19 protein-coding genes and 1 other RNA gene are annotated in these 24,509 nt (G+C 48.7%); 13 read left to right on the top strand and 7 right to left on the bottom strand.

Annotation, left to right across the window (positions count from 1 at the left end):
- Positions 1-19: 19 nt before the first annotated feature.
- The 6 genes from AABK39_RS05530 (at position 20) to AABK39_RS05555 (ending at position 5,729) form a co-directional block, all read left to right on the top strand.
- Positions 20-697: an NADH:ubiquinone reductase (Na(+)-transporting) subunit D gene (locus tag AABK39_RS05530; protein ID WP_338393919.1), complete on the top strand. Its 678-nt coding sequence runs from the start codon at positions 20-22 to the stop codon at positions 695-697.
- 25 nt (positions 698-722) lie between these two features.
- A complete protein-coding gene (gene nqrE, locus AABK39_RS05535) occupies positions 723-1,337 on the top strand; it encodes an NADH:ubiquinone reductase (Na(+)-transporting) subunit E (protein WP_338393920.1) in 615 nt (204 codons plus the stop codon).
- A gap of 136 nt (positions 1,338-1,473) precedes the next feature.
- Positions 1,474-2,625 carry an alpha/beta hydrolase-fold protein gene (locus AABK39_RS05540; protein WP_338393921.1) on the top strand — a complete coding sequence of 384 codons (1,152 nt, stop codon included), beginning with the start codon at positions 1,474-1,476 and terminating at the stop codon, positions 2,623-2,625.
- A gap of 149 nt (positions 2,626-2,774) precedes the next feature.
- Positions 2,775-3,767, top strand: a complete 993-nt coding sequence (locus AABK39_RS05545; protein WP_338393922.1) for a Smr/MutS family protein — start codon at positions 2,775-2,777, stop codon at positions 3,765-3,767.
- Between the two features lie 369 nt (positions 3,768-4,136).
- Positions 4,137-4,517: RNase P RNA component class A (gene rnpB / locus AABK39_RS05550), an RNA gene on the top strand.
- 54 nt (positions 4,518-4,571) lie between these two features.
- Complete coding sequence (locus AABK39_RS05555; protein ID WP_338393923.1) at positions 4,572-5,729, top strand: sigma-54-dependent transcriptional regulator; 1,158 nt, start codon at positions 4,572-4,574, stop codon at positions 5,727-5,729.
- Between the two features lie 116 nt (positions 5,730-5,845).
- Here AABK39_RS05555 and AABK39_RS05560 read toward each other — a convergent pair whose 3' ends face one another.
- Positions 5,846-5,992 carry a hypothetical protein gene (locus AABK39_RS05560; RefSeq protein ID WP_338393924.1) on the bottom strand — a complete coding sequence of 49 codons (147 nt, stop codon included), beginning with the start codon at positions 5,990-5,992 and terminating at the stop codon, positions 5,846-5,848.
- 164 nt (positions 5,993-6,156) lie between these two features.
- Positions 6,157-7,146, bottom strand: a complete 990-nt coding sequence (locus AABK39_RS05565; RefSeq protein WP_338393925.1) for a LuxE/PaaK family acyltransferase — start codon at positions 7,144-7,146, stop codon at positions 6,157-6,159.
- Positions 7,147-7,311: 165 nt separating this feature from the next.
- On the opposite strand from AABK39_RS05565, the gene hemN reads away from it, so the two are divergent.
- Positions 7,312-8,679 (top strand): oxygen-independent coproporphyrinogen III oxidase, encoded by a 1,368-nt coding sequence (hemN, locus tag AABK39_RS05570; RefSeq protein ID WP_338393926.1) that lies wholly within the window; start codon positions 7,312-7,314, stop codon positions 8,677-8,679.
- A 76-nt stretch (positions 8,680-8,755) separates the two neighbouring features.
- Here the strand turns inward: hemN and AABK39_RS05575 are convergent, their stop codons facing one another.
- Complete coding sequence (locus tag AABK39_RS05575; protein ID WP_338393927.1) at positions 8,756-9,337, bottom strand: Maf family nucleotide pyrophosphatase; 582 nt, start codon at positions 9,335-9,337, stop codon at positions 8,756-8,758.
- 71 nt (positions 9,338-9,408) lie between these two features.
- Complete coding sequence (smc, locus tag AABK39_RS05580) at positions 9,409-12,921, bottom strand: chromosome segregation protein SMC (RefSeq protein ID WP_338393928.1); 3,513 nt, start codon at positions 12,919-12,921, stop codon at positions 9,409-9,411.
- A gap of 209 nt (positions 12,922-13,130) precedes the next feature.
- On the opposite strand from smc, the gene AABK39_RS05585 reads away from it, so the two are divergent.
- Positions 13,131-13,679: a hypothetical protein gene (locus tag AABK39_RS05585; protein ID WP_338393929.1), complete on the top strand. Its 549-nt coding sequence runs from the start codon at positions 13,131-13,133 to the stop codon at positions 13,677-13,679.
- Positions 13,680-13,910: 231 nt separating this feature from the next.
- Positions 13,911-15,287, top strand: coding sequence for a Gfo/Idh/MocA family protein (locus AABK39_RS05590; protein WP_338393930.1), 1,377 nt, complete (start codon positions 13,911-13,913; stop codon positions 15,285-15,287).
- Positions 15,288-15,366: 79 nt separating this feature from the next.
- On the opposite strand, the gene AABK39_RS05595 is transcribed toward AABK39_RS05590, so the two are convergent.
- The 3 genes from AABK39_RS05595 to AABK39_RS05605 form a co-directional block, all read right to left on the bottom strand.
- Positions 15,367-16,011, bottom strand: a complete 645-nt coding sequence (locus AABK39_RS05595) for a hypothetical protein (RefSeq protein ID WP_338393931.1) — start codon at positions 16,009-16,011, stop codon at positions 15,367-15,369.
- A 23-nt stretch (positions 16,012-16,034) separates the two neighbouring features.
- The gene (locus AABK39_RS05600; protein WP_338393932.1) at positions 16,035-17,309 is read right to left on the bottom strand and encodes a DUF2851 family protein; all 1,275 of its coding nucleotides are present in this window, start codon (positions 17,307-17,309) and stop codon (positions 16,035-16,037) included.
- A 148-nt stretch (positions 17,310-17,457) separates the two neighbouring features.
- Positions 17,458-20,718, bottom strand: a complete 3,261-nt coding sequence (locus AABK39_RS05605) for an AsmA-like C-terminal region-containing protein (protein ID WP_338393933.1) — start codon at positions 20,716-20,718, stop codon at positions 17,458-17,460.
- Positions 20,719-21,048: 330 nt separating this feature from the next.
- Between AABK39_RS05605 and AABK39_RS05610 the strand changes: the two genes are divergently transcribed.
- The 4 genes from AABK39_RS05610 to accD all read left to right on the top strand — a co-directional run bounded on the left by AABK39_RS05610 (position 21,049) and on the right by accD (position 24,483).
- Positions 21,049-21,903, top strand: a complete 855-nt coding sequence (locus tag AABK39_RS05610; protein ID WP_338393934.1) for a metallophosphoesterase family protein — start codon at positions 21,049-21,051, stop codon at positions 21,901-21,903.
- A gap of 47 nt (positions 21,904-21,950) precedes the next feature.
- Positions 21,951-22,571: a hypothetical protein gene (locus AABK39_RS05615; RefSeq protein WP_338393935.1), complete on the top strand. Its 621-nt coding sequence runs from the start codon at positions 21,951-21,953 to the stop codon at positions 22,569-22,571.
- Positions 22,572-22,774: 203 nt separating this feature from the next.
- Positions 22,775-23,341, top strand: a complete 567-nt coding sequence (locus AABK39_RS05620) for a hypothetical protein (protein ID WP_338393936.1) — start codon at positions 22,775-22,777, stop codon at positions 23,339-23,341.
- 299 nt (positions 23,342-23,640) lie between these two features.
- Positions 23,641-24,483 carry an acetyl-CoA carboxylase, carboxyltransferase subunit beta gene (accD, locus tag AABK39_RS05625; protein ID WP_338393937.1) on the top strand — a complete coding sequence of 281 codons (843 nt, stop codon included), beginning with the start codon at positions 23,641-23,643 and terminating at the stop codon, positions 24,481-24,483.
- Positions 24,484-24,509 lie beyond the last annotated feature (26 nt).

The following is a 24,509-nucleotide window of genomic DNA, read 5'->3' on the forward strand; positions in this document are numbered from 1 at the left end:
CGGAAAAAAATTATCAATAATGAGTGATAACACAAATCCGGTAACGGAGCAGAACCCTCCGGTAAAGAAAGCTTCGGAACCTTTGTTCTCGAAGCGGAGAAAGAAGTTCATCTCCGACCCGATGAACGACGACAACCCGATTACCGTACAGGTATTGGGTATCTGCTCGGCTTTGGCGGTAACTTCGCAGCTTAAGCCTACGTTGGTGATGGCTATTGCGGTAACTTTCGTGATCGTGTTCTCTAACCTGATCACTTCGCTTATCCGTAACCTGATCCCTAACCGTATCCGTATCATCGTTCAGTTGGCCATTATCGCCACGTTCGTGATTTTGGTGGACCAGGTGCTCCGCGCCTATCTTTTCGACGTATCGAAGCTTCTTTCGGTATTCGTGGGTCTGATCATCACCAACTGTATCGTAATGGGACGTCTTGAGGCGTTCGCAATGGGCAACAAGCCTTGGGACTCGGTTCTCGACGGTATGGGAAGTAGCTTGGGCTATGCCTGGGTAATCCTCGCCGTGGCTTTCTTCCGCGAACTCTTCGGTTCGGGATCGCTGTTTGGCTACAAGGTGTTCGAGGAAATGGGACTCGCCATTCCTAACAACGGCCTTATGGTGACATCGGTGGGAGCGTTTATTATCCTGGGTCTTATCATCTGGGTACAGCGTGCGAAAACCGGTTACGTAGAGCATTAATAACAACACCAAGAATCTTTAAGCAATGGACTTAATTAACTTAGGCATAAGATCGATTTTTATCGAGAACATGGTGTTCGCCTATTTCTTGGGTATGTGCTCTTACTTGGCCGTATCCAAAAAGGTTAGCACCGCTATGGGACTCGGTTTGGCGGTAGTGTTCGTACTTACCATCACCGTACCCGTTAACTGGCTCCTTCAGGACTTTGTACTTAAGGAAGGCGCTCTAGCTCAGTTCTTGGGCGATGACTTCAAGACTGTAGACTTGAGCTTCCTCCAGTTTATCATGTTCATCGCCGTTATCGCGTCGATGGTACAGCTGGTAGAGATGGTGATCGAGAAATTCTCTCCTTCGCTTTACGGATCTTTGGGTATCTTCTTGCCATTGATCGCCGTAAACTGCGCCATCTTGGGTTCTTCTCTCTTCATGGTACAGCGCGAGTACACTTTCGCCGAAGCCACTGTTTTCGGTTTCTCTTCCGGAATCGGCTGGTTGCTGGCTATCGTGGCTTTGGCCGCTATCCGTGAGCGTATGAAGTACTCCAACGTTCCTGACGGACTCAAAGGTTTGGGTATTACAATGATCGTGACAGGTTTGATGGGAATGGCTCTTCTCGGTCTTTCCGGTATCCAACTGTAATCGGATCATTTTGAAAATAATAAAGCCTCGCAACTGCGGGGCTTTTTTTGTTCGCCTGTTTCCCCCTGCGGGCCGGACATTTATATTAATCCTGATATGCGGGCGTTACACATGAAATGCCCTTAAAACTATTCAGATGAGAAAAATTCTTTGTTTGGCAATGATCGTAGCCTCTTTGGCTTGGTCTTGTTCGGGTCAAAAAGAAAAAGGGGAGAGCGCGGTTAAAGTTAGTTTTTCGGTCCGTTCCGTGGCCATTGACAGTTCCGCCAAGATGTATGTTACCGGAAGCGGTGAGGAACTTGGCTTTTGGAGTCCCGATAAGGTGGCGATGGAATACGTGGGTAACAATACTTGGAGAACCGAATTGGCCTTTGGGCCGAAAACGCCGATCGAATACAAGTTCACGCTCGGGAGCTGGGAACGTGAAGCCGCTGGCGCAAACGGCCTTCCCTTGGAGAACTTTAACCTTTTGGTAAACGCCGATACGGCTGTAAGCCACGAGGTCCATTTTTGGAAAGACGGTAAAAACCGTCCCCAAACCGGGCAAATTACGGGTACGGTAAAATACTTTCGCCAATTAGAGGCCGAAGGAATCCTTCCCCGTGATGTAATCGTCCGTTTGCCGGAAGGTTATGACGAACAGCCTAACCGTCGCTATCCGGTGCTGTATATGCATGATGGCCAGAATATTTTCGATCCGAAAACCTCCTCGTTCGGCGTGGATTGGCAAGTGGACGAAACGGTTGACAGTTTGGTAAGGCGTAGTTTGATTGAGCCTGTAATCGTTGTGGGAGCGTATAATACCACAAACCGTACGGCTGAGTATACGCCGGGCGAAACGGGCTCTGCTTATATGAAATTTATGGCCGAAACGCTGAAGCCTTTGATCGACAAGGAATTTCGGACCAAACCCGAGAGGGAACACACGATTGTGGGCGGATCATCCGCCGGAGGCATCGCTTCGTTTATGTTGCTTTGGGAATATCCCGAAGTATACTCGGGAGCTATTTGTATGTCGCCGGCGTTCAAGATCCAGCATATCGATTACGTGAAAAACGTTAAGGCTTACAAAGGCGAAAAACGCGATTTCAAGATCTATATCGATAACGGAGGAATAGGCTTGGAACTGGAACTTCAGCCCGGAATCGACGAGATGGTGGAAGCTTTGGAAGCGCAAGGTTACAAGCAAGGAGAGGACCTGTATTATATCTTGGACAAAAACGCCAAGCACTTCGAGTCGGCATGGGCCGAGCGGATGCCCGAGGCGTTGGTGTTCTTTTATAAATAACCCTGACTGGCGATTTGGAGCCGGAAGAGTAAAAACGGGGGCGGAAGTTATGGACTGTTCATGACTTTGCCTTAATTTTATTCTTCCGGTTTCTTTTTCCTTATGGACAGAGCCGCGCTGATTTTCAAATTTTATCTTACCAGAATAAAATGGGAGCATTTAATATAGGCGACAGAGTCCGTCTACTGAAAAGTAACGAAGAGGGCGTCGTAACGAAAATAAACGAGAAAAGGGCCACGGCCGAAATCGAGATCGAAGACGGATTTCAGATCGAAGTTTTGGCCAAAGAACTGGTTCTGATTTCTCAGGAAGAGAAAAAACATTTCGGCAAATCTAGAACCGAGGAAGTTAGCCCAGGAAAAAAAGAAAAGAAAAACCGCTACGAAGCGCCGGAACTCAGCGCCGACAAAGGTATTTTCCTGGCTTTTTTCGATCATGGCAACGACTTGCTGTCAGTTTACCTGATCAACAATACCGACTACGAAGTCGTGTACTCCGCTTCTGATCTTATTCAGACTTCGCACAAAGGAATCATGGCCGGGTCTCTTTTGAGAAAATCGAAAATCAAGATCCGCGAAGTGAACCTCAAGCGTTTCGAGAGCTGGGCTACGATGTGTTTCCGTTTTATGTTCCACTCGCAGGATTTCTTCTCCAAGACCGAATTTTTCGAGAAAAAGCTGAAATTCAAAGCCTCGGGCTTCCATAAAGGCAAGCGCCTTGCGCCGATTTTGGAAAAAGAAGGTTACGTATTCCAACTCGACGTTGACGCTCCGAAAGTGGATCCTGAAAAACTGAAAGAAAGCCTTACGGACAAAGCCAAAAAAGCGGAGCCGAAAGAGGAAAGGCACGATGTGGTGAAGCCTCCGGCCGTAGTGGATTTGCATATCGAAAAGCTGACGGACGATCACGCTTTCATGTCCAATAGCGAAATGCTGAAGCTTCAGTTGAAGACTTTTCAGGATAGTCTGGACAACGCTATCGCCTCGGGAATGGGCGAAATCACGTTTATCCACGGCTTGGGCAACGGCGTTTTGCGCGACGAAATCCAGAAAACGTTGAGCAAAGACACCAGAATCCAATTTTTCCAAGACGCTCAAAAGAGCAGATTCGGTTATGGAGCTACGCTTGTAAGGATTTTCTAAGTAGAAGATAATTATTTTCTCCGGCAGGAAGATTTCCGTTATGCGACAAGGACAAGTCACGTAACGGATGTTTTCTGCCGGAGTTTTTTTTGCCCTTTCCCGACTCTGATAGGGTGTTTTCGCCGGAGGCTGTATTGCTGTGCGAAATGCGGAATTGTTTGTGGAGACTTTTTTGCGCCGAGTACCGTTCCCGGAAAACCGGTATGGATTTATAGGCTTATTCCCACCGCTTGTCATGAAAGCTTACGTAAGGCTTTGGGTGCTGAAACATCATTTGGAACGGAATTTCGTCACTAAATAATAGCAAAGGGAAGCTTATTTTGCGATTGGTTGCAGAGTTTGGCGCAAAAGCGCGTACATTTGCGACTGATCGCAAGCGGCCTTATCGCTGCCGTCAGAGCTTCGGCCGAAGACGGTAGAGGAAAGTCCGGGCAACACAGAGCGTCGTACTTCCTAACGGGAAGGCGCCCTTCGGGGTGACAGCCAGTGCCACAGAAAACAGACCGCCGCGTTAGCGGTAAGGGTGAAAAGGTGGGGTAAGAGCCCACCGCGTTTCGGGTGACCGCGACGGCATGGTAAACCTTACGAGTTGAAAGACCAAATAGGCTGGTGTTTCCGTTTCGGCGGAAAAGGGGTTGCTCGCCCTAGCCAGTGGGTAGGTTGATGGAGCGTACTGGCGACGGTACGCCCAGATAAATGATAAGGGCCTCATCTGAGGTACAGGACCCGGCTTACAAGCTTGCGATTTCTTTTTTCCCCTCCCTTTGCGCAGAGTTTAGGATCAACAACCAAACTGTAGCGCATATGCCAAAAATCTTACTGATTGATGACGAGAGAAGCATCCGCATGACCTTGAAGGAAATCCTCGAATACGAGGATTATGCCGTCATAGAGGCCGAGGATGGCCAGCAGGGCTTGGAAATGCTGGCCAATGAGAAGTACGACGCCGTGCTGTGCGATGTGAGGATGCCGAATATGGACGGGGTTCAAGTCTTGGAAAATGCCCGCAAAATGGGTATTGACTGCCCGTTTATTATGATCAGTGCTCACGGTACTATCGAGACGGCCGTGGAAGCCACGAAAAAGGGAGCTTTTGATTTTATCCAGAAGCCACCGGACTTGAATCGTCTGTTGCTGACTATGCGCAACGCTTTGGACAAAACCCAATTGGTAAAAGAGGTCAAAGTGCTTAAAAAACGTGTGCTTCGCCAAGATCAGATTATAGGGCGTTCGGCCCCAATCCGTAGGGTTTTCGATTCCATAGAGAAAGTCGGACCGACAGAGGCCCGGGTTCTTATTACAGGACCGAACGGAAGCGGAAAGGAACTGGTGGCCAAAGCGATTCATAACAAGAGCCCGAGATCGGCCAAACCGATGATTGAGGTGAACTGTGCGGCCATTCCGGCGGAACTTATCGAAAGCGAGCTTTTCGGACATGAGAAAGGATCGTTTACCTCCGCAGTGAAGCAACGCAAAGGCAAATTCGAGCTGGCGCAGGGCGGTACTTTGTTTTTGGACGAAGTCGGTGATATGAGTCTTTCTGCGCAGGCTAAAGTGCTCCGGGCTCTTCAGGAAAAGAAAATCACGAGAGTCGGTGGCGACAAGGCGATCAACGTCGATGTGCGTGTATTGGCGGCTACAAACAAGAACCTTCGGGATGAAATAGAGAAAGGAAACTTCCGCGAAGACCTTTACCATCGTTTGAGCGTGATATTGATCCGCGTACCGCCTTTGAAAGACCGTACGGACGATATTCCGCTGTTGGTGGAGAAGTTCTTGGCCGATATCGCCAGTGAGTACAGAAGCCCGAAACGGAGTATTGACAACGAGGCTGTGGACGAGCTGAAAAAATCGGACTGGACCGGAAATATCCGGCAATTACGCAATGTGGTGGAACGTCTCGTGATTATGGGCGGAGATACCATCAGCGTACACGATGTCCAATGTTATTCCGATTTTTAGGATGTGTTGATCCTGAAAAAATCGATATAAAAAATGGTTACCGGAACGGGAAAATAGATTTCCCTCGGTAACCATTTTTTTTGACTGGCACTTAGCGTGTCGTCAAAAGTCTTTTGTTAGGCATTTTCGCCGGGCTGTTGCTTCGCTTGCTGAACCTTTTCAGATTTTTTAAGGTCTTTTTTAGCGTAAGTCGGACAAGTGTACTGGGCGCAAGAGGCCAATCCGAAAACCGCGAAGGCCAAAATAAAGAGTTTCGCTTTCATGATTTATGCAATTTGAATTTTGATATCAATCTAGTGAGTCCGCAAATTACGAAAACTATTGTAATATAGTCATTTGCTTTAATAATATTTGTACTCCACTTGTTTTTACTTTTAACGATTGTCTTTCCAATTTCAATCAAAAGCCAACAGGTTCACAGCCAATATCATACCGCCATTAGGCTACAGCCCCGAACATCGGAATTATCGAACCTCCCGAGGATTTCAAGTTGCCCGTCCGGGTGGATCCGTCCGATGTCCTGTGTTTCGATAAAACAGCAGGAATGGACGTTGGCTAAGTCGATTACGTTGATGCCTCCGCTACCTTTGTTTATATAACTGAACGGGTCAGTTGATTCCCTGAGCAGAATCCGCATGCTTCCCTTGGTTTGGAAAATGCCCTCGCCTTTGGAATAGGCTTGCGAAAGCAGTTCGGTCATGCCGTATTCCGAGTGGATGGAAGGGGAATTAAAGGCTGAACCCAAAAAGTCGTGAACTTCCTGACGAACCATTTCTTTGCGCCGGCCTTTCATGCCTCCCGTTTCCATTATTACACAGTCGGACAAGTCGGTATCGTGCTGTTCGGCCAAATCAAGCAGGCCGAAGGTTACCCCTATTATAAAGCACTTTTTGCCGTTTTTTCGGGCATTGTCCACCGCTTCCAAAAGCGCTTCGTGGTTGTTAAGGTAAAAACCTCCGTGGCCGGAAACATCGATGAAATGTTTGACCATAGCGACAAGGGAAGAATTGTCGCGTTCGAGGTAGGAGGGGAGCAGTCCCAGAAATGAATACTCTTCCAAAGGACCGTAGAATTCCTGAAAAATCTGTTCGGCGATTTTCAGATAGAATTCCAGCGAAAAAACGTGGTGCTTGGATGTTTCCATTCCCGTAGTTCCGCTGCTTTCGAACGTTTTTTCGGGAATCCAATTTCCCGTGGCCACTTTGTGGGTTTTGAAAAACGAGATCGGCAGGAACGTGATATCGCGGAGCGTCTTGGCCTTTTCGGGGTCACGGCCCAAAGATTGGATGTATTCCCGATAAACGGGATTGTATTTGCTCTGGAAGCGGTAAAGTTCCAGTGCCAAATTTTCAAAATCTGCTTTATTAGTGCCGAGAACCCTGTTTTGGTACTCGCGTATCATCTCAACAACTTCCATTATATGACGATTTCGTCTGGTTTATATCTAAAAAACGCGGTAAGCGTCCTGCGGTTTTCTGAAATAATCCGTAATATTGACCTCACTTTCAGCAATCCTTTCGTTACCTGATGTAAGCCGGCTTTTGGTGGCTTGCCGAATCTTCAGGGCAAAACGTTTACGAAAATGCAAAAAGAATCCCTAATCAAAAAATATAACGTGCCTGCGCCACGCTACACGAGCTATCCGACTGTTCCGTTTTGGGACGGAGACCAGCCCGAAAAAGCCGAGTGGTTCAAGGCGGTGAAGGACACCTTTGACCGGACCAACCGCGACAAGGGAATCAGCCTTTATTTCCATATGCCTTTTTGCGAAAGTCTGTGCACCTATTGCGGATGCAACAAGAGGATCACGAAAAACCATTCGGTGGAGGAGCGTTATGTAGCCGTGGTGTTGAAGGAATGGGAAACGTACCTGAAAGTGCTCGGCGAGCGTCCGCTTATTCAGGAAATCCACATTGGCGGGGGAACACCCACGTTTTTCTCTCCGGAAAATTACCGCTGGATGTTCGGGGAAATCTCAAAGTCGGCGGATTATGGCGAAGGTCACGATTTCAGCTTTGAAGGACATCCCAACAACACTACGGAAGCGCATTTGGAAGCTTTCCGCGAGTTGGGCTTCAATAGGGTGAGTTACGGCGTTCAGGATTTCGATCTGAAAGTCCAGCAGACGATTAACAGAATTCAGCCTTACAAAAACGTAAAGATAGTTACCGACGCTTCCAGGAAGTTGGGTTACGAGTCCGTAAACTTCGATTTGGTGTACGGCCTTCCGTTTCAGACTTTGGACGTGATTCGTCATACTATTAATAAGGTGGCGGAACTGATGCCTGATCGTATCGCGTTTTACAGTTACGCTCACGTGCCGTGGGTAAGCCCCGGGCAGCGGGCTTATACGGAAGCCGATTTGCCTAGCGATTCTTACAAAAGGGAGCTTTACGAACTCGGCAAGAGCATGTTGCTTGAGTTGGGGTATAAAGATATCGGGATGGACCACTTTGCGTTGGAACACGACGATCTTTATAAAGCGTTTAAGGAAGAGCGCCTCCACAGAAACTTTATGGGCTATACGACGAACCAAACCGAATTGATGATCGGGATGGGATGTTCGTCGATCAGTGACGCCAAAACCGCGTTTGCCCAGAATATCAAGAAAGTGGAAGATTACGAAAAGGCGGTGAACGAAACGGATTGGGCCGTGTATCGCGGTCATTTCCTCAGCAAAGAGGATTCGGTGATTCGCGAAGCCATCTTGGAGCTGATTTGTCACAATACTTTGGCGCTTACTCCTGAGATTAAGGAGACTTTGGACAAAGCCGCTTGGGATCAGCTTGAGGTGTTCAAGAAAGAGGGAATCATCACGCTTGAGCCGGAAAGAGTAAGCTTGACGGAATTGGGCTTGCCGTTTATCCGTAACGTGTGTACGGTATTCGACGCTAGGCTGAGACGCAAAAAAATCAGCGAAGACAAACCTATTTTCAGTAAATCGATATAAAAACCGAGGCCTTAGGGGCGGATTGGTTTTAAAGCGAAAGCCTGGCGCAAAAGTGCCGGGCTTTCGTGTTTTTTTGTCAGGAAATCTGGCAACCGAAGTCCAGCAAGTGTTTGTAAAGACGGTCGATGGGCAATCCCATTACGTTATAGAATGAGCCTTCGATGCCCGTAACGGCCACTTTCCCGATCCATTCCTGAATTCCGTAGGCGCCGGCTTTGTCGAAGGGTTTGTATTTTTCCACATAATAATCGATTTCAGTATCGGAAAGCTCTTTGAAATCGACTTTGGTGGTGGAGGCGAAGCTTTTGTAGCGTTCGGAGCTACGTACGCAAACGCCGGTCATCACTTTATGACGCTTGCCGGAGAGCGAACGCAACATGCTTTTCGCCTCTTCCGGCCCTTCGGGTTTTCCGAGGATTTCGTCATTTAGGATGACCACCGTGTCGGAAGTGATCAGCACTTCGTCGTCGGCCAATTTGGCTGGGTAAGCGTTTGATTTTTTTACCGCCAGATATTCCGCCACGCTAGAGGCTTCCAACGTGTCCGGAAAGCTTTCGTCGGCGTTGATGGCGCAGGCGGTGAACCCGAAGCCGGTTTCCCGCAACATCTCTTGCCTGCGGGGCGACCCGGACGCCAGAATGATTTTCTTCTTAGTCATATTTCTGAGTAAATAAACGGACGGTAACGCGTCGGGCTTTGTGAGTCGGCCAAGGCCGGTTGATGTGCGGATTATTTGCCCGAGAGTCCCGAGTTCCATTGTTTTAATTCTTTTTTGTATTCCAATTCCCGAAGGTCCACAGGGAGTACCCTTGAGACTTCTTGTAGTATAGTTACCCCGTATAGAACATCAGCTGACGCCATTGTTCGCTTGTTATGCGTTACGATGATAAACTGCGAATCTTTGGAAAACTCTTTTATGATCTTGCTGAATTTGTCAATGTTAGCGTCGTCAAGTGGAGCGTCCACCTCGTCGAAGATGCAGAACGGCGCCGGTTTGAGCAAATAAATGGCAAACAGGAGCGAGGTAGCCGTCAGTGTTTTTTCGCCACCAGACAGTTGATTGATCGTTTGTGGGCGCTTGCCTTTCGGCTTGGCCATAATTTCGATCTTGGATTCCAGCGGGTTTGATGGATCAACCAAAACCAAATCACAGTCGTCTTCTTTATTGAAGAGAGTTCGGAACACTTTGATGAAGTTTTCTTTTATCTGATGAAAAGCATCGAGGAAAGTGTTGCGGGCTACGGTTTCGATTTCGTCGATGGTGTCCATCAGCGAGCCTTTGGCGTTTTCCAGATCCTGTTTTTGCCCGGTTATAAACTCGAAGCGCTGTTTGATTTCTTCGAAAGCTTCCATGGCCATCGGGTTTACTGCGCCGATTTTTTCCAGTTTGCTTTTCGTTTCTTTAACAGCCACTTCCAGCTCCGTTTCGCTCATGGTGGCGAAGCTGTTTTCCAAAGCGTTTTCGGTACGAGACATCAGATCGTCCCATTCGGTGGCGAATTCGATTTTCACCCGCTCGCGTACGGATTGCAAAGCCAGTTTCGACTCGTTGATGGCGTTTTGGAGTTCCATAACCAGCGCTTGGGCGTTTTCCCGCTCACGGGCCAACTCCCGGGCCTCATTTTCGGTTTTGTCCACCTCGCCTCTTAAACCGAAGTAATCTTTTTCTGCTTCCCGTACGAATTTCTCCACGCTTTCGCATTCCAGGCGAAGGTTTTCTATCGCTTCGTTATTCGATTCCTCGTCGCCCAAGTTGTCCAGCTCAGTTCGCGTATCGGCGATTTTCTGCTCGTCGTGGGCGAATGATTTGCGGAGCGTGTCGGCGGCGGCGCGCTTGAAGGCCATTTCTTTTTCCAGACTTTCCAGACCGTTTTCGTTTCGGTGAAAATCCAGATTGGCTTTGTTGAAAGCTTCCGACGCAAGCTCGAAGGCTCCGGAGGTTTCGTGAAGGGATTCGTCGAGGCGTTCTCGTTCCTCTTCCAGTATTTCCAGCTCGTCGTCGTTGCCGGCGCTGGCCGTGGCGGAAAGTTCTTTTTCGAGCTTCCCGATTCTTTCTTCAGCGTTTTCTTTGGCGTCGAGCGTCTCTTCGTAGTCTATATCCAAGCGTTCCTCTTTGGCGATGGCCACGGCCTTTTCGCTGTTGAGAGTGGAGGCTTGGCGTTGGAAATCGGTCAGTTCCTCCGAAAGATCGTCTTCTTTAAGTTCTTCGAGCGTTTCGGCCAGTTCCGCTTGCTGTTCCCGGAGTTGCCCGAGTTTTGTTTCCCTTGCCTCGGCCTGTTCCTTTAGCTTGCGAAGTTCGTCGGTGGCGGCGAGTCTGGAATTGTCTTCCGATACGCTTCCGCCACGCAAAACGCAACCCGAACGCCACAATGAACCGTCTTGGCTGAAAGATTTCGGTCCGGAATCTGAAATGGAGAAACCGGCGAGAAGTTGGGCCAATATCGGACGGTATTTTTCTTCGCAGGAGATATGCGAAAGCAGTTTGTTCGCTTCGCCGGGATTTGGCGTGGCCAGCTCGGTTACCAGAAATCCGGCCCGGCCCTTTCCGTTTTGTTTTAACGAAGTCAGGCTGGCTTTGGCTTCGGCTTCCGTTTCCACCACAAAGTAGTTGAGCCACGGCTCCAAATGGCTTTCTAGCGCGGGACGTATTTGTTCTTCGCAGATCAGAAGGTCGGAAAGAAGCGGATAGTTTTTCTCTTTGCGGATATTGCGGATAGCTTCGGGAAAGCCTTCGAGGTTTTCTGTCAAAGCGGTTTTTACCCTGATTTCGGCCCGTAGGGCGCCCAGAGCCGTTTCCGCTTGGGCGATTTCCTTTTCGATTTCTCGCAGGGAGAGTTCCGTCTTGGCGAAATCACGTTTTCTGAGCGTTTCGCTTTCCTCCAAGGCCTTGACCTGATCGTTTATCCCTGCCGATTTTCTTTCCAATTCCGATTTTATACGGCTGGCCTCTTCTCTTTCCCTGGAAAATCCCGAAAGCTTTACGGTCAAAGTCTCGGCTTCCTGTTTGGCGGTGGAAAGTCGCTGGGCGGTCAGTTCCTGATTTTTCTGTTTTTCGAATACTTGCTTGCGCAAAAATTCCCTTTTGGCGTCTATTCTGGCTATTTCGTCTTTCAGCCTCGCCACGTCCGCTTTTTGGCGCTCGTATTCCGATTTCGCCTGTTCCAGTTGGCGCTCGCTTTCCAAGTGCATCCGCTCCATGGAGGCCTGTTGCATTTCCAAGCCTTGGCAATCCTTGTCGGAATCGGCGAGTTCTTGGCTGCGCTTTGTCAGCCCGTCTTGCAGGTCGTGGAGTCTGGATTCGAGAAGCTTTTGCTTTTCGGCCCTGATCTTTTTTTCGTTTTCCAACTGGCCGAGTTTGGCCATGGACTCGTTCAGGGTCTTTTGCCTGGACGAAAGGAGTTTTTCCTTTTTCAGCGTCTCGGTTTTCATCGCCTCAAGCGCTGCCTGTTTTTCGGCGGTTTGCGTACCGATAATCGTCAGGCGGTCGTTTTCGGCGTCGGTTTTTTCGGTGAGCCTTCGTAGGGCTTTGTCCTTTTCCTCGGCCTGTTTTTTAGCCAGTTCCAGTCCGGCCTGTTTGTATTCTTCCTTTAGTCTGAAATAGCGTTGGGCCTGTTTGGCTTGCCGTTCCAGCGAACGCATGTTTTTCTCAATTTCGAAAAGAAGGTCCTCCACGCGTTCCAAATCGGCGTCGGCGTCTTTGAGTTTGCGCATGGTTTCCTTCTTGCGGACGCGGTATTTGGCCACGCCGGCGGCCTCTTCGAACAGCCCGCGCCGGGAGTTTTCCTTGTCGTTCAGCAGTTCGTCGACCATTTTCAGTTCGATGATCGAGTAGCTGTTCGAGGAGATTCCGGTGTCGAGAAAAAGGTTGGTGATGTCCTTGAGCCGGCAGGAGACGCCGTTGAGCAAGTATTCGCTTTCGCCCGTGCGGTAGTAGCGCCTGCCGATGGTGACGGTGCCGTATTCGGTGGGCAACAGGTTTTTGGTGTTTTTGAACGTCAGCGAGACTTCCGCCAAGTTTGTCGGGCGCCTGTTTTTTGTCCCGTTGAAAATCACGTTGTCCATCTTGTCCGAGCGCAGGGCTTTAGTTTTCTGTTCGCCCAAAACCCAGCGAATGGCGTCTATGACGTTGGATTTGCCACAGCCGTTCGGCCCGACGATGCCGGTAATGCCTTCGTTGAAGTTGATGACGGCGCGGTCGCCGAAGCTTTTGAATCCTCTGATCTCTAGTTTCGTCAGCTGCATAGACAGGAACGTGTTTTTTGCGGAGCCGGCGGACACTTCCGGCCGAACGGGCAAATATGCGAAAATAGGCGTAAGTTTCAAGCCCTGTTTGCGGGTATCGAAGGGCTTAGGGTTTCTTTTTGCGGAGCGGATCTTTGCTAAAGCGGACGGAAGGGCTTATTTTGCCGTAAGGCATCCGCTTTAAGCTGATTTTTGAAAAAAGAATTTATATGGACGATTTACAACTGATTTTTTATCTGGTAGTGGGCGGTATCGCGTTGCTTTCGAAAATTTTTTCCGCTTCGAAAAAAAAGCAGGAGGAACGGGATTACGGTGAGCAACAGGAAGGATATAACGAAACCAGCCAAGAGGAATGGGATAAGCTTCTTTCTGATTTTATCAATGAAAATGAAGCAGAAAAAGACAGCCAACTGGAAAACGGTACTCGGGAACTGGAGGACCATCCGGTAAGCGAAAGGTACGTGGAGGAGTTTGGCCGGGAAGAGTATAGGCCTTATACCGAATACGAGGAGGAAGAACACGAGCCTGAGCCGGTTCCGGCATCGCCATTTGCGGATTACCGTGAGCCGGAGCGCCCAGCTTGGACGGAAAAAGTGGAGACTGAGCAAGAGGAGATAATGACTGAACTTGCAGTTGCCCCAACACCAAAGAAAAGAAAAGCGGGAAAAGGGAACCGTTACAGGGATTTGCTTCGCCGAAAAGACACTTTGAGGGAAGCGGTAATCGCCAGCGAAATATTGAGGCCAAAGCATTTTTGAGGGAAGCGGTGAAATTCCCTTAAAATGAGGGGGAAAGTCTTCTAGCGAGAACAGGAGAAATAGAAACTCTTTTCCGGAACGAAAAAAAGACTATCTTGAATAATGGTTGATTCGTTCCGGACGGAATCGAAGGGCTGGAGAGCCCTTTTTTTCTATAACGATCCGTTTGGAGGGAATGATGGCCGATTTCATCTGACAACAACATCTAGGACATTTATTTTTTTTGCGAAAATGACGGACAGAAGATCATTTGTGAAAGCCTCGGCGTTAACCGGCTTGGGCGTTTCGATACTTCCGAATATGGGTTTCGGAAAATCCAGGAAGAAAAAGAAGGGTAGTGACGAAGGTAAAGCCCGAATCGGATTTATCGGTGTGGGGCTTCGCGGCACTTGGCACTTGGCTAACGCCCTGAAACGCGACGACGTTATCGTTCCGGCCGTATGTGATATCGACCCTGAGCGTATTCGCTTGGCGAAAGAGCGCCTTGAGAAAGCGGGCCAGAAAAAGGTGACTTTTTATACCGAAGGCGAAGACGCTTTCCGCAAGATGCTTACCGAAGAGGAGTTGGACGGCGTGATTATCTCCACTCCTTGGCTGTGGCATACGCCGATGGCCGTGGCCGCTATGAAGGCCGGGGTTTACGCGGGTGTGGAAGTGTCGGCCGCCACGACTATGGCCGAATGCTGGGATCTGGTGAACACTTTTGAGGAAACCGGAACACCATGTATGATTCTGGAAAACGTTTGCTACCGTCGCGATGTGATGGCCGCGCTGAATATGGTTCGCGAAGGACTGTTCGGCGAGATGGTTCACGCCCGTTGCGGATATATGCACGACTTGCGCCACGTGAAGTTTAACGACGGAAAGCAGCCTTACGGCGGTGGTGTGGAGTTTGGCGAAAAAGGCCTTTCCGAAGCTCGCTGGCGTACGCAACATTCCGTTCTCCGCGACGCCGACCTTTACCCGACGCACGGAATCGGGCCGATAGCCTTGATGATGGACATTAACCGCGGAAACCGCTTTATGTCGCTTACTTCGGCTTCTACAAAGTCGAGAGGTCTTCATGATTACATCGTAAAGCACGGCGGTAAGGACCACCCGAACGCAAAAGTGCGCTTTAAGCTAGGCGATGTGGTGACCTCCACTATCACTACGGCCAACGAGGAAACGATTATCGTAACGCACGACACTAACCTGCCACGTCCTTATTCTTTGGATTTCCGTGTACAGGGCACCGAGGGAATTTGGGAAAAAGACGCCAACAAGCTTTATATAGAAGGAAAGAGCAAGCCGCACCGCTGGGACGATTCGAAAGAATGGCTGAAGAAGTACGACCATCCGCTTTGGAAAAAGTACGAGGCCGAAGCCACCGGAGCCGGACATGGCGGTATGGATTTCTTTGTGCTCAACGCTTTTGTGGAGTGTGTGAAGCAGAAAATCGATCCGCCTTTGGACGCTTACGATTGCGCAGCTTGGAGCGCCATTACGCCTCTCTCCGAGGTTTCGATCGCTAACAATGGCGAACCGCAAGATTTCCCGGACTTCACGAGAGGAAAGTGGATCAAGCGCAAGCCTGTATACCCTAAGCAGGACGAGTATCTGTTCTAGTTTTTTGGTATCAGGTATTAAGTCTTAGGTATTGTATTGATGAATATACCTAAGACTTAATACCTAATACCATCAATCACTACAATTCGATTTCTACTTTTACGTAAGGATCCCAATTTTTGACTTCCGAAACTTTGCCTTTCAGGTTGTTGGGGTTGCCTATTCCGTAATATTCCAGTTTGGTTTGGCCTATTTGGCAGATTTTGGTGTCTTTCCACAAGCCAAAGCAGTAGGTCAGTTTTGAGTCGCCGATTTTGGCTATCATGCCCTTCTCGTCACCGAAGCGGTTGTAATCGATGTTGATATTGCCTATGCTTTTCACTTTCCCTTGGATATGGGAGAAGCCGTTCGGAGAAAAATAAGTGAACTGGATATCGCCGATGGATTTTAGCTTTCCCTGAAGATGCGTAGCCGCCCCGAGCCCGTAATAATCTACTTTGAGCCCCGCGATTTCCTTGAGTTTTCCCTCTTTGTAAAGCCCGGCCCCGACACCGTAGTAGCTTATCGCTCCCGTTCCTTGGGCTTTGGCGTTGACAGTTCCGTCAGGGTTTAGCTTGATTTTGAGAATGTTCCCGATGTTTGTGTAACTGAACTCTACGGCCGTCAGATTGCCTCTTTCGTTCAGGCGGTAGACCGTTGAGGTGGGAATGTTTCCGGCCAATAGTCCGAAGATTGGCAGGAGGGACAAAAACGCCGTTAAAGCGTGGGATTTAAGTTTTTTCATAAAAAAGAAATGTTGGGACGGGCTTAAGATCTTAAAATCTCGTGGCCGATCAAACATCTCGGGCATTTTTTGGGGACACAGTATTCGTTATACCTTTCGATCAAGGCTTGGCTGTCGAAGGCGTTTAGGGCGTCGGTTCCGGTGGCTTTCCACTTTTCCAGTATCGTGTTGCTTTCCGGCGGAAGTTCCTCTAGCAGCGCTACGGCTTTGTCGCACATCTCATAACGGCCGGTGGCTTGGCCGTAAGTGTGAAGAAACGGCACGACGGCGTTGGTTACGAGATACTGCCCGGTGTTTTGGCCCATTTTGGCGTATGATCTGGACGATGTTTTCCCGAAAGCGTGGTGGCGTCGCCAGTAGTCGGAAGCCCTTAGGTTGAATTGGTTTTCGTAGACTTGGAGGTTTTTTCCTTCTGTAAGAAAATTGAAGACGCTGGGTTCTCTGGTAAACAGCGTGGCGAGTTGGGATATCCTGAGCGTCGGGTAGTTGGCGGGGCGCAGGCGTGAGAATTTCCAGTCGGATTCTTTCAGGCGCCTTTCTTCCAGATTGTATTTGCGGGCCAGTAGTTGGTAGTGTCCGGAGAGCCGTCGGTGGTAATCGTCGGCGGGGTCGGCGGAGAGGAAACCGGCGGTTCCGAAGAGCAGGGCTTCCAAAGTTTCGCCGCTGTCTGATTGTTTGGCAATGGCCTTGCCGGGGACGGCTTTGGCCAGGCGTTCGAAAGGCTCGGCGTTCACTTTATGGCCCAGATTCCGGAACAGCCACGTCCGGGCGGTATCTTCCCAGCTTTGGGAGCTTTTGTAAAGTTTCAGGATATCGGCGCCTTTGCGTTCCAAGCGGTTGGCCAAGGCCCGGTCCATCCAAGCCCGGCGTTTTACCTCCGGGATGTCGGTTAGGGAGTTGGCGCAGGGAATTCCTTTGTCGCAGGCGTTGAGGCCGTCGTTTTTCGAGAGCAAGTCCTGGCTTATTCTGCCCGAGAGTTCCAGTGCCGGAATTTCCGTTCCGTCCGGATGCGATACCGGCTTGTCGTTTTGCCAAACTACATGGAGGATTACGTTTTCGTAAGCCGGGTCGGTTTGGTGGTTGTGCCGATACCAATCCGAGGCGTTAATGTGGATTTCCACGCTTCCGGTCCACAGCACGCCGTCGATTTCGATCCGGGCGTCGTGGAAATCTGGGCCGGCGTTTCGGTTGAGTATCCCGGGGTTGATAATCTTTACGCTGTTGCCTCGGGTGTCTGTCAGGTTTGAAATATTGAAATATGAAAACCGCCAAACGTAGTGAAGAAAATCTTCTCGCATGTGTCCGTAACCTAGAGTTGGGGAAATGTGACCCCGCGCTTGAGAAAAAAACTTGAGGTCTACAAAAACGGCGGACGCGGAAAGCGCCCGCCGAGTTTCGGAGGTCAAGAATTGTGCCTGAAGCGGTTGCGGACTTAAGGTTTGGGCGTTACTTGCTTTTTCTCTTTTTCTTTTTGCCCAGACCCACCTTATAGTTTTCCAAGTCGCCACTTACGTTTACGGAAATATAAGCGCCTTTCGAAGCTTTTTGGATTTCGTCTTCTTTGGCTCCTTCTTTTCTTTTCTTCCTTACCAAAGTGCTCCAAGCCACTTGGCGTACCAGCTTAAACGGGATTTCGATATTGTACTCCATGGAAGTGTCTAGGCCTTGGGTTCCGGAGAAATACATTTGCCCGATTGTGGTGCTGATATTCATGCGCGGAATGGTGAGTTTGGCGTCTTTGAGCTCGAATGTGTTGGTCAGTTCGGCGAAGCGGACGGCGTTGAGGTCTTTGTTGCCCATATAATCCGAAAGGGCCAGCATCGGTGCGAATTCCTTGATTTTTCCGTTTCGGATTGTGGCCTTGATTTTCGCTTCGCTTTTGTTTAGGTCCACGCTCATGTCCGGTTTTAGCTGTAAGGAAGAAGTCAGTTCGGCATCAATTATTCCCTCGAAATTTTTGCGGATATCGATCTCCATATCCTCTGTGCTCATTTTCAGGTCAAGATGGTTCAGGTCCATTCCTTTGACCGAGGCCGTGGATACCAGCGTCAGGGCTTTCGGGTTTTTGCCGTCGAGCGTTCCGTTCAGGGCCACTTTGCCTTGGGCGGCCTCAAAGCTGAGGTTTTTGAGCGTTACCGACGTGTTTTCCGTCTGTATTTCGCCCCTGAAATCTTTGACCGATTGGGCTGCGAAGTTTATTTTCCCGATTTCGGCGTTGAAGTTTAGTCTTGGCAGGCCGTTGCGCAACAGCGTGGCCAACGCGCCTTTTTCCATATTCTGTTTCTGAAGTTCGGCCAGCTCTTCGGCGTCTTGCGATTTTGGCGATTCCGGAAGCTGGAAAGCCAGCAATTCGTCAAGGTCCAATGTTTTTGATTTGAAATCGAAAGAGCCTTCCACTTGGTAGAGCGAAGAATCTTGGGCGATGGATTTCAGACGGTCTAGTTTGGCGTTGAAAGCGAAATCGCTGTGGCCGGCTTTGCCCGTAAAGTCTTTGATCAGGATCGCTTGGTCCTGGAATACGATATCGATGTTGAAATCGCTCAAAGCCAACGGAAACGAAGTCGTTTTGCCTTGGAGCTTACGGACGAAGAGTCTGGATTCCGGGATTTTCCGTTCGGCGGTTTTGGTGGAGTCTAGACGGACAATCAGATCTTGGTTGCTAAGTTCGTAGCCTCCCGTGATGTTGAAATCGCTGATTGTTTCCTTGTCGTAAGGTTCAGGCAAAAGGCTCTTGCCTTTGAAAGTGGCGAGATCCTGCATTCGCATTTTTTCAGAATTGATATTAAATGCGAAGGTGACGGTCTGACTGCTGTCGCGTTGGTATTTGGCCAAGGCCTTGGCGTTCAGAATGCCCGCCGAAAGTTCGAAATCGCTTTGCCCGATATTGCCTCGGAGTTTTTGGATTCCTATGTTCCCATCTTTTAGGCCCATTACGCCTTGCAAGTTGTGGAGCGGAGCGATACTTTTGGCGTCCAAAGAGAGCTTGTCAATGGTAAACGAAAACTCGGGAATACGCTTGGCCCTGATATGTTCGGCGTTCGCCTTGACGGAAGCCTCAAATTGGAAGTTGCGGATTTCCTCGTCTACGCTCTGCGCTAATAGACTGTCAAAGGCCAAAAGTTCGGGCATCGAAAGTCTGTCCGAGTATATTTTCAGCTTGCCCGAAACCTCTTTTCCGGCGGGAAGAAAGAGTGCCGGGTAATTTTTTATATATCCTGAGAACTCAATGTCATTGTGTTGGATTTTCGCTTTTAGGCGATGAATGCCGAGATGATCATCTTGAAGGTAAAAAATCCCGTTGATGTCCTCTACGGTGTTATTCAGGCTTTTTGATCGGAACGAAATTTTGTCCAATACAATGGCGTTTGTCTTGATTTTCGAGAAGGTTTCTTCCGCCACCAGATTATCGAAGTCAAAAGCCTGATCCAGGTCCACCTTGGCGGATACTTTTCCTTGGAGCTTTTCGATTTCCTCTATTTTCAGCAGTTTGTCAAGCCCGTCGAGGATTAGGTCGGCTTCGGCTTTGGCTTTTATATAAGGTTTTTCGAAGTTCTCGATCCGGCCGGAGATGTTGATATAACCGAGGTTCGGTTTTGCCTGAAAACGTCGGATTTCCAGCGTGCTGGTGTTTAGGTTGTTTTCTGTTCCGTTGTCGAAGTGCAGATCCAGATTGATGTCGCGGATGGCGGCTTTCCAATCCGGGTGAGCGATGTCGAGGTCACTGAAACCGCAGTCAAGCTCTACATGTGGCGCTTGGCCGATTGTCTTGCCTTTTGCGCTAAAACGCAGATAGGCGTCGCCTTTTTCGGGCATTTTTTTAGTGTCGGCTTCGGCGTAATCGGTTAGGGCCAGAAAAGCCCGGCTTTGTGACGGCCGACCGTTGATTTCCAAATCCAACATTCCTTCGTTTCCAAAATCAATATCGCCACGAATATCGAACAGAGCCCCGGCCAGATTCAGTTCGCTGGGGGCGAGGGTCAGTGTCTTGTGCTTTTTGTCGTAAGCGAGTTTGGTTTCGAGCAGGGCGCCTTTGTTTTTTAGGAAAACCTTGTTTTTAGTCTTTATGCCCAACAGTTCGGCGTTTAGGCCAAGATTGAAGTCTAAATTTTCTTCGGAGGCGAGCAAAGCGGTATTCAGCTTGTTGATTCTGACAGCGATGCGTTGGGCTTCTTTCCTGTCTTCAAAATCGAAAACCAAATTACGGAAGCGAACATTTTCTATATCTAATGACCAGTCCTGTGCGCTATTTTCTTTTAAGCTGTCTTCCGGTTGGGTCTCTTCTTCGCTTTCCATTTTTATGGCGTTGCTGAGGTTTAGGCTTCCGTCCGGGTGTTTGCGGAGGCCCAGAAAACCGTCGTTGAGCGAAAACTCCGTAACGCTGATAACTCCCGTCATCGCTTTGAACGGGTTTATCTTCAGTTTCAGTTCGCCCAGTTTGAGCAAAGGGAGAGAGTCGCGAGCGTTTTCACGGTCTTTTTCCTCAAAATATTTAAATCCTGAAAGCGAAAGGCCAATGTCCGGCAAATCGGAAAGCAAAGTGACATCGATGGATTCGCAGGTGGCGAGCCCGGGTTGGCTTTCGTTGATTTTACTGATAACGACATTTTTGATCCTGTCTTGGGATAGGTGAAGGATTAACGGGATTGATCCTGATATCATTATAACAGTGGCGAAAAATATAACCAGTGGCTTTCTGAGTCTGCGCATTGTTACTTTTTTATTCATGTCTTGCTTCTTGTGATGCGTTTATTGCCTTTTGAGTGAGTTGGCACATATTCAGAGACACTGGGAGGTTGCTTCTTCGTTGGTTTGCTTTATTGTCCAGTTTGATGTTTTCTAATCGATTCTGTTTATTGGACTGGATAAGAGTTTGGAAAGTACAATTTTCCGCATGGAGGTATAGGCGTTGGTGCCTAATTTTTAAGATTGGAATAATAAGCCAAAAGAAGAATCGTTCATTGATCGTTAAAACTAAAAAACGAAAATAGTTTTGTGTTTCAATAGGCGTTTTGGCTGGTTGATATAAAAGTCTCAAAAGTGGAAAAGAAGAAGAGTGGAGGGAGAGTCGGTGCTGTGGCGATAAAAGTTGCCGTGTTGTGCTTGGCGCTGTTTGCGTATGGTTGTGACATGATGGAGTATACGCGTTACGATATCGACTTTGACAGCAAGGATAAGGACCAGATTGAGAAAAACCTGAAAAAACTGGCCGAGACACCGGGTAGCGAAGAAGCCGGAGCGTTTTCTTTCGCTTTTATGACCGACAGCCAAAACTTTTTCGATCGGCTGACGGAAGGTGTGGAGCATGTGAACCGCCGCGACGATTTCGAATTCGTGTTGGTGGGCGGAGACATTTGCGAATACGGTTTGCCTTCGGAATACGAATTGGGAATCGATAATTTCAAAGATTTGAAAAAGCCGTTTCTGCACACCATCGGTAACCACGATGCGTTGGGAGTCGGAGTGGAGGCTTATCGTGAGATGTACGGAGCCTTTGACTACACGTTTATCTACAAGCGGGTGAAGTTTGTCTCGATCAACACGAACTCACGTGAATTTCGAAAATTCATGAAGGTGCCGGATGTGGATTGGCTGGAACAACAGCTGAAGAAAACTGACGAGCATGATTATACGATTGTGGTGTGCCATACGGGCTTTTATCCGGACGACGATTCTTTTGACCAGAGTCTGTATCCGCAAATCGACAGCCTTTTGAGTAATACCAAGGATTTGGTGGCGGTAATCCACGGCCATGGCCACAGTAGCGGAACTTCTTATCCATTGACCAACAATATGATCCCGATGATTGAGGTTGGGCCTGTCTGTAAGCGTTTTTATTCGGTTTTCCATTTCGACGAAGGATCGTTGAGAGAAGAGGTGATTAATTACGACTAAGCGTTAGCGGGTAATTTCAGTTTGGGTTTTCTTTCAGAAATAAGGTGATGAAAAAGATATTGATATTGGCGCTGGTGTTGTTGGCGAGTGGAGTGACTCACGCTAATGGGGTGAAAGGGCTTGATTCGCTGACTAATAAGAAGCGTTCGTTGTGGATTCCGGATTTTGCCAAACTGCAATACGCTGGCGGGCTCGGCATGTTTTCGGTACACGGAGGCTACAATTTTGGCAAGCGCAGGCAACATGAGTTGGATTTGGGCTTCGGGTTTAAGCCTGAGGAAGTCCGCGGATCCGAGGATATTCAGTTATTGTCCGTGGGTTATCAGCTCAGCACGATCAAACCTATAGAATTGGGCAAAGGTTGGAGTATTGATCCGCTGACGGTCGGGATTACTTATATATTTTATTTCGACCAATACTTGGACGATCTGAAAGACGGTTTTCCTGAAGGGTATTATTTCCTTCGCAACGACCAAACCTTGCAGTTGGGCCTTGAGGCCAGCGTTACCAAACGTTTTAAGAAGGGCAAAACGATAAAAGGAATGACGGCTTATTTCAACGCCAATCAGGATTTGGTGTATCTGCTGAATACGTACCGGTCATTTAGGCAAGAGCACGGGCACTTGATTTCATTGGGTTGTGGGGTTGTGTTTCATTTTGAGTTGTAGAAATGAGAAAAAGCGATTTTCAGCGAGAAGATCGTTTTTTCTCCTCCGTCTTTAGTAATTGAAAAGCTTCCTGCGGAATCATTCTGAATTTTCCATTTGGTTTGATCGGGTTTGTTTTTTGGGTTATTTTCGACTGTATTTTTTACTTTTTAAGCAAAACCATGTCGATTAATCTGGAAGATATTAGAAAAAATTATCGTCGAATGGACGACGATAAACTTGAGCGTATTGCGGCGAACGATACCGCTGAATTGATGCCTGAAGTGGTGGAGGTTTTGAAAGAGGAGATCGAGCGCAGAGGTTTAGGCGAAGGTCTCTTGGCCGGCGTGGAGACTATGGCGGATGGCGGACCTGCGGAAGAGGAAGTAGAGCTGTTTGTGAAAAGGCTAAAAAGCGTTCCGTGCCCGGAGTGCGGAGCCAAAGGCAAGGATAACTCGGGAATCATCGTGAGGTCGGTGATGAGCTTTATATTGCTTACGACTTATTCTGCCCAACCAAAGGTATGTTGTCCGGATTGCGCTAAACGAAAAAAACTAAACGCTTTGATAAAGACCGTCTTGTTGGGGTGGTGGGGAATACCCGTAGGATTGTTTCGGACACCGCTTTCACTTTGGCAAACATATCGGGACTCGAAACAGAAAGAAGGCCAAAGTGAGGGGATTTTGCTCACGTACGTTATGAAAGACTACGGTTATTTGCGGGCGGAGTGGGGTTCTGACGAAGGGATTTCCCAAATCGTTCGACATAGGAATGATAATCCCGAGGCGTAGAGTGGCCGTTAGGTCAGTTTCCGGCTGACAACCATCTTTCAAAGCTCTTGGATACATATTTTGGAAACACCTTTTAAATCAGCCTCGGAGCCATCTTGAGACTGTTTTTTTAGGATTTTTCGAGTGTCCGTACAATAGGGTGTGGCGAAAATTAAGCGCTTGGAGTTGGCCTAAGCCGAAAAATAATGAATATATTTGCCCGGTATTCTCCCGCGGCGCGATCCTTCCCGGAAACATTCGGTTTCCTCGTATCGCTCTGCGGGCCAATAAGCTTTTTTGTAGACAAACAGAATCAAACCATGGCTTGGTTTACCAGAAAAGAAAAAGGCATCCAGACGCCTACGGAAGCGAAGAAAGACCTGCCCAAAGGGCTTTGGTACAAGTCTCCGAGCGGAAAGATCATCCATATGCGCGAGCTGAAAAAGAACTGCTACGTGTGTCCTGACGACGGATATCACGTGCGTATCGGCTCCAAAGAATATTTCCAGATACTTTTTGACGACAACAAATTCACCGAACTAGACACCGACGTAGTGTCGGGTGACCCGTTGGAGTTTCAGGACACGAAGTCGTACAAGTTCCGTATCGAATCCACTCAGCGTAAATCAGGTCTTAAAGACGCTGTGCGTTCGGCCCATGGCAAGATCAACGGACATGATTTGGTGATTTCCTGCATGGATTTCGGCTTTATCGGCGGTTCTATGGGATCTGTTGTAGGCGAGAAAATCGCCCGCGCCATCCAGTATTCGCTCGATAACAAGATCCCGTTCATGATGATCTCAAAATCTGGCGGGGCGCGTATGATGGAAGCCGGCTTCTCGTTGATGCAGATGGCCAAGACTTCCGCCAAGTTGGCCCGTTTGGCCGAGGCCAAGATTCCTTACATCTCTCTGCTTACAGATCCAACCACGGGTGGCGTTACGGCGTCGTACGCCATGTTGGGCGACTTCAACATCGCCGAGCCGGGGGCTTTGATCGGTTTTGCCGGTCCGCGCGTTATCCGCGAGACTATCGGCAAGGATCTTCCTAAAGGGTTCCAAAGCTCGGAATTCGTTCAGGACCACGGTTTCCTCGATTTTATCGTGGACCGCAGGAAGATGAAGAAAAAGATTTCTACGTTATTGGAAATGCTGGGGTATTAATTACCCCTTTTTCTTTATGGGTTCCG

This window comes from Fulvitalea axinellae, assembly GCF_036492835.1.
Taxonomy (GTDB): Bacteria; Bacteroidota; Bacteroidia; order Cytophagales; family Cyclobacteriaceae; genus Fulvitalea; species Fulvitalea axinellae.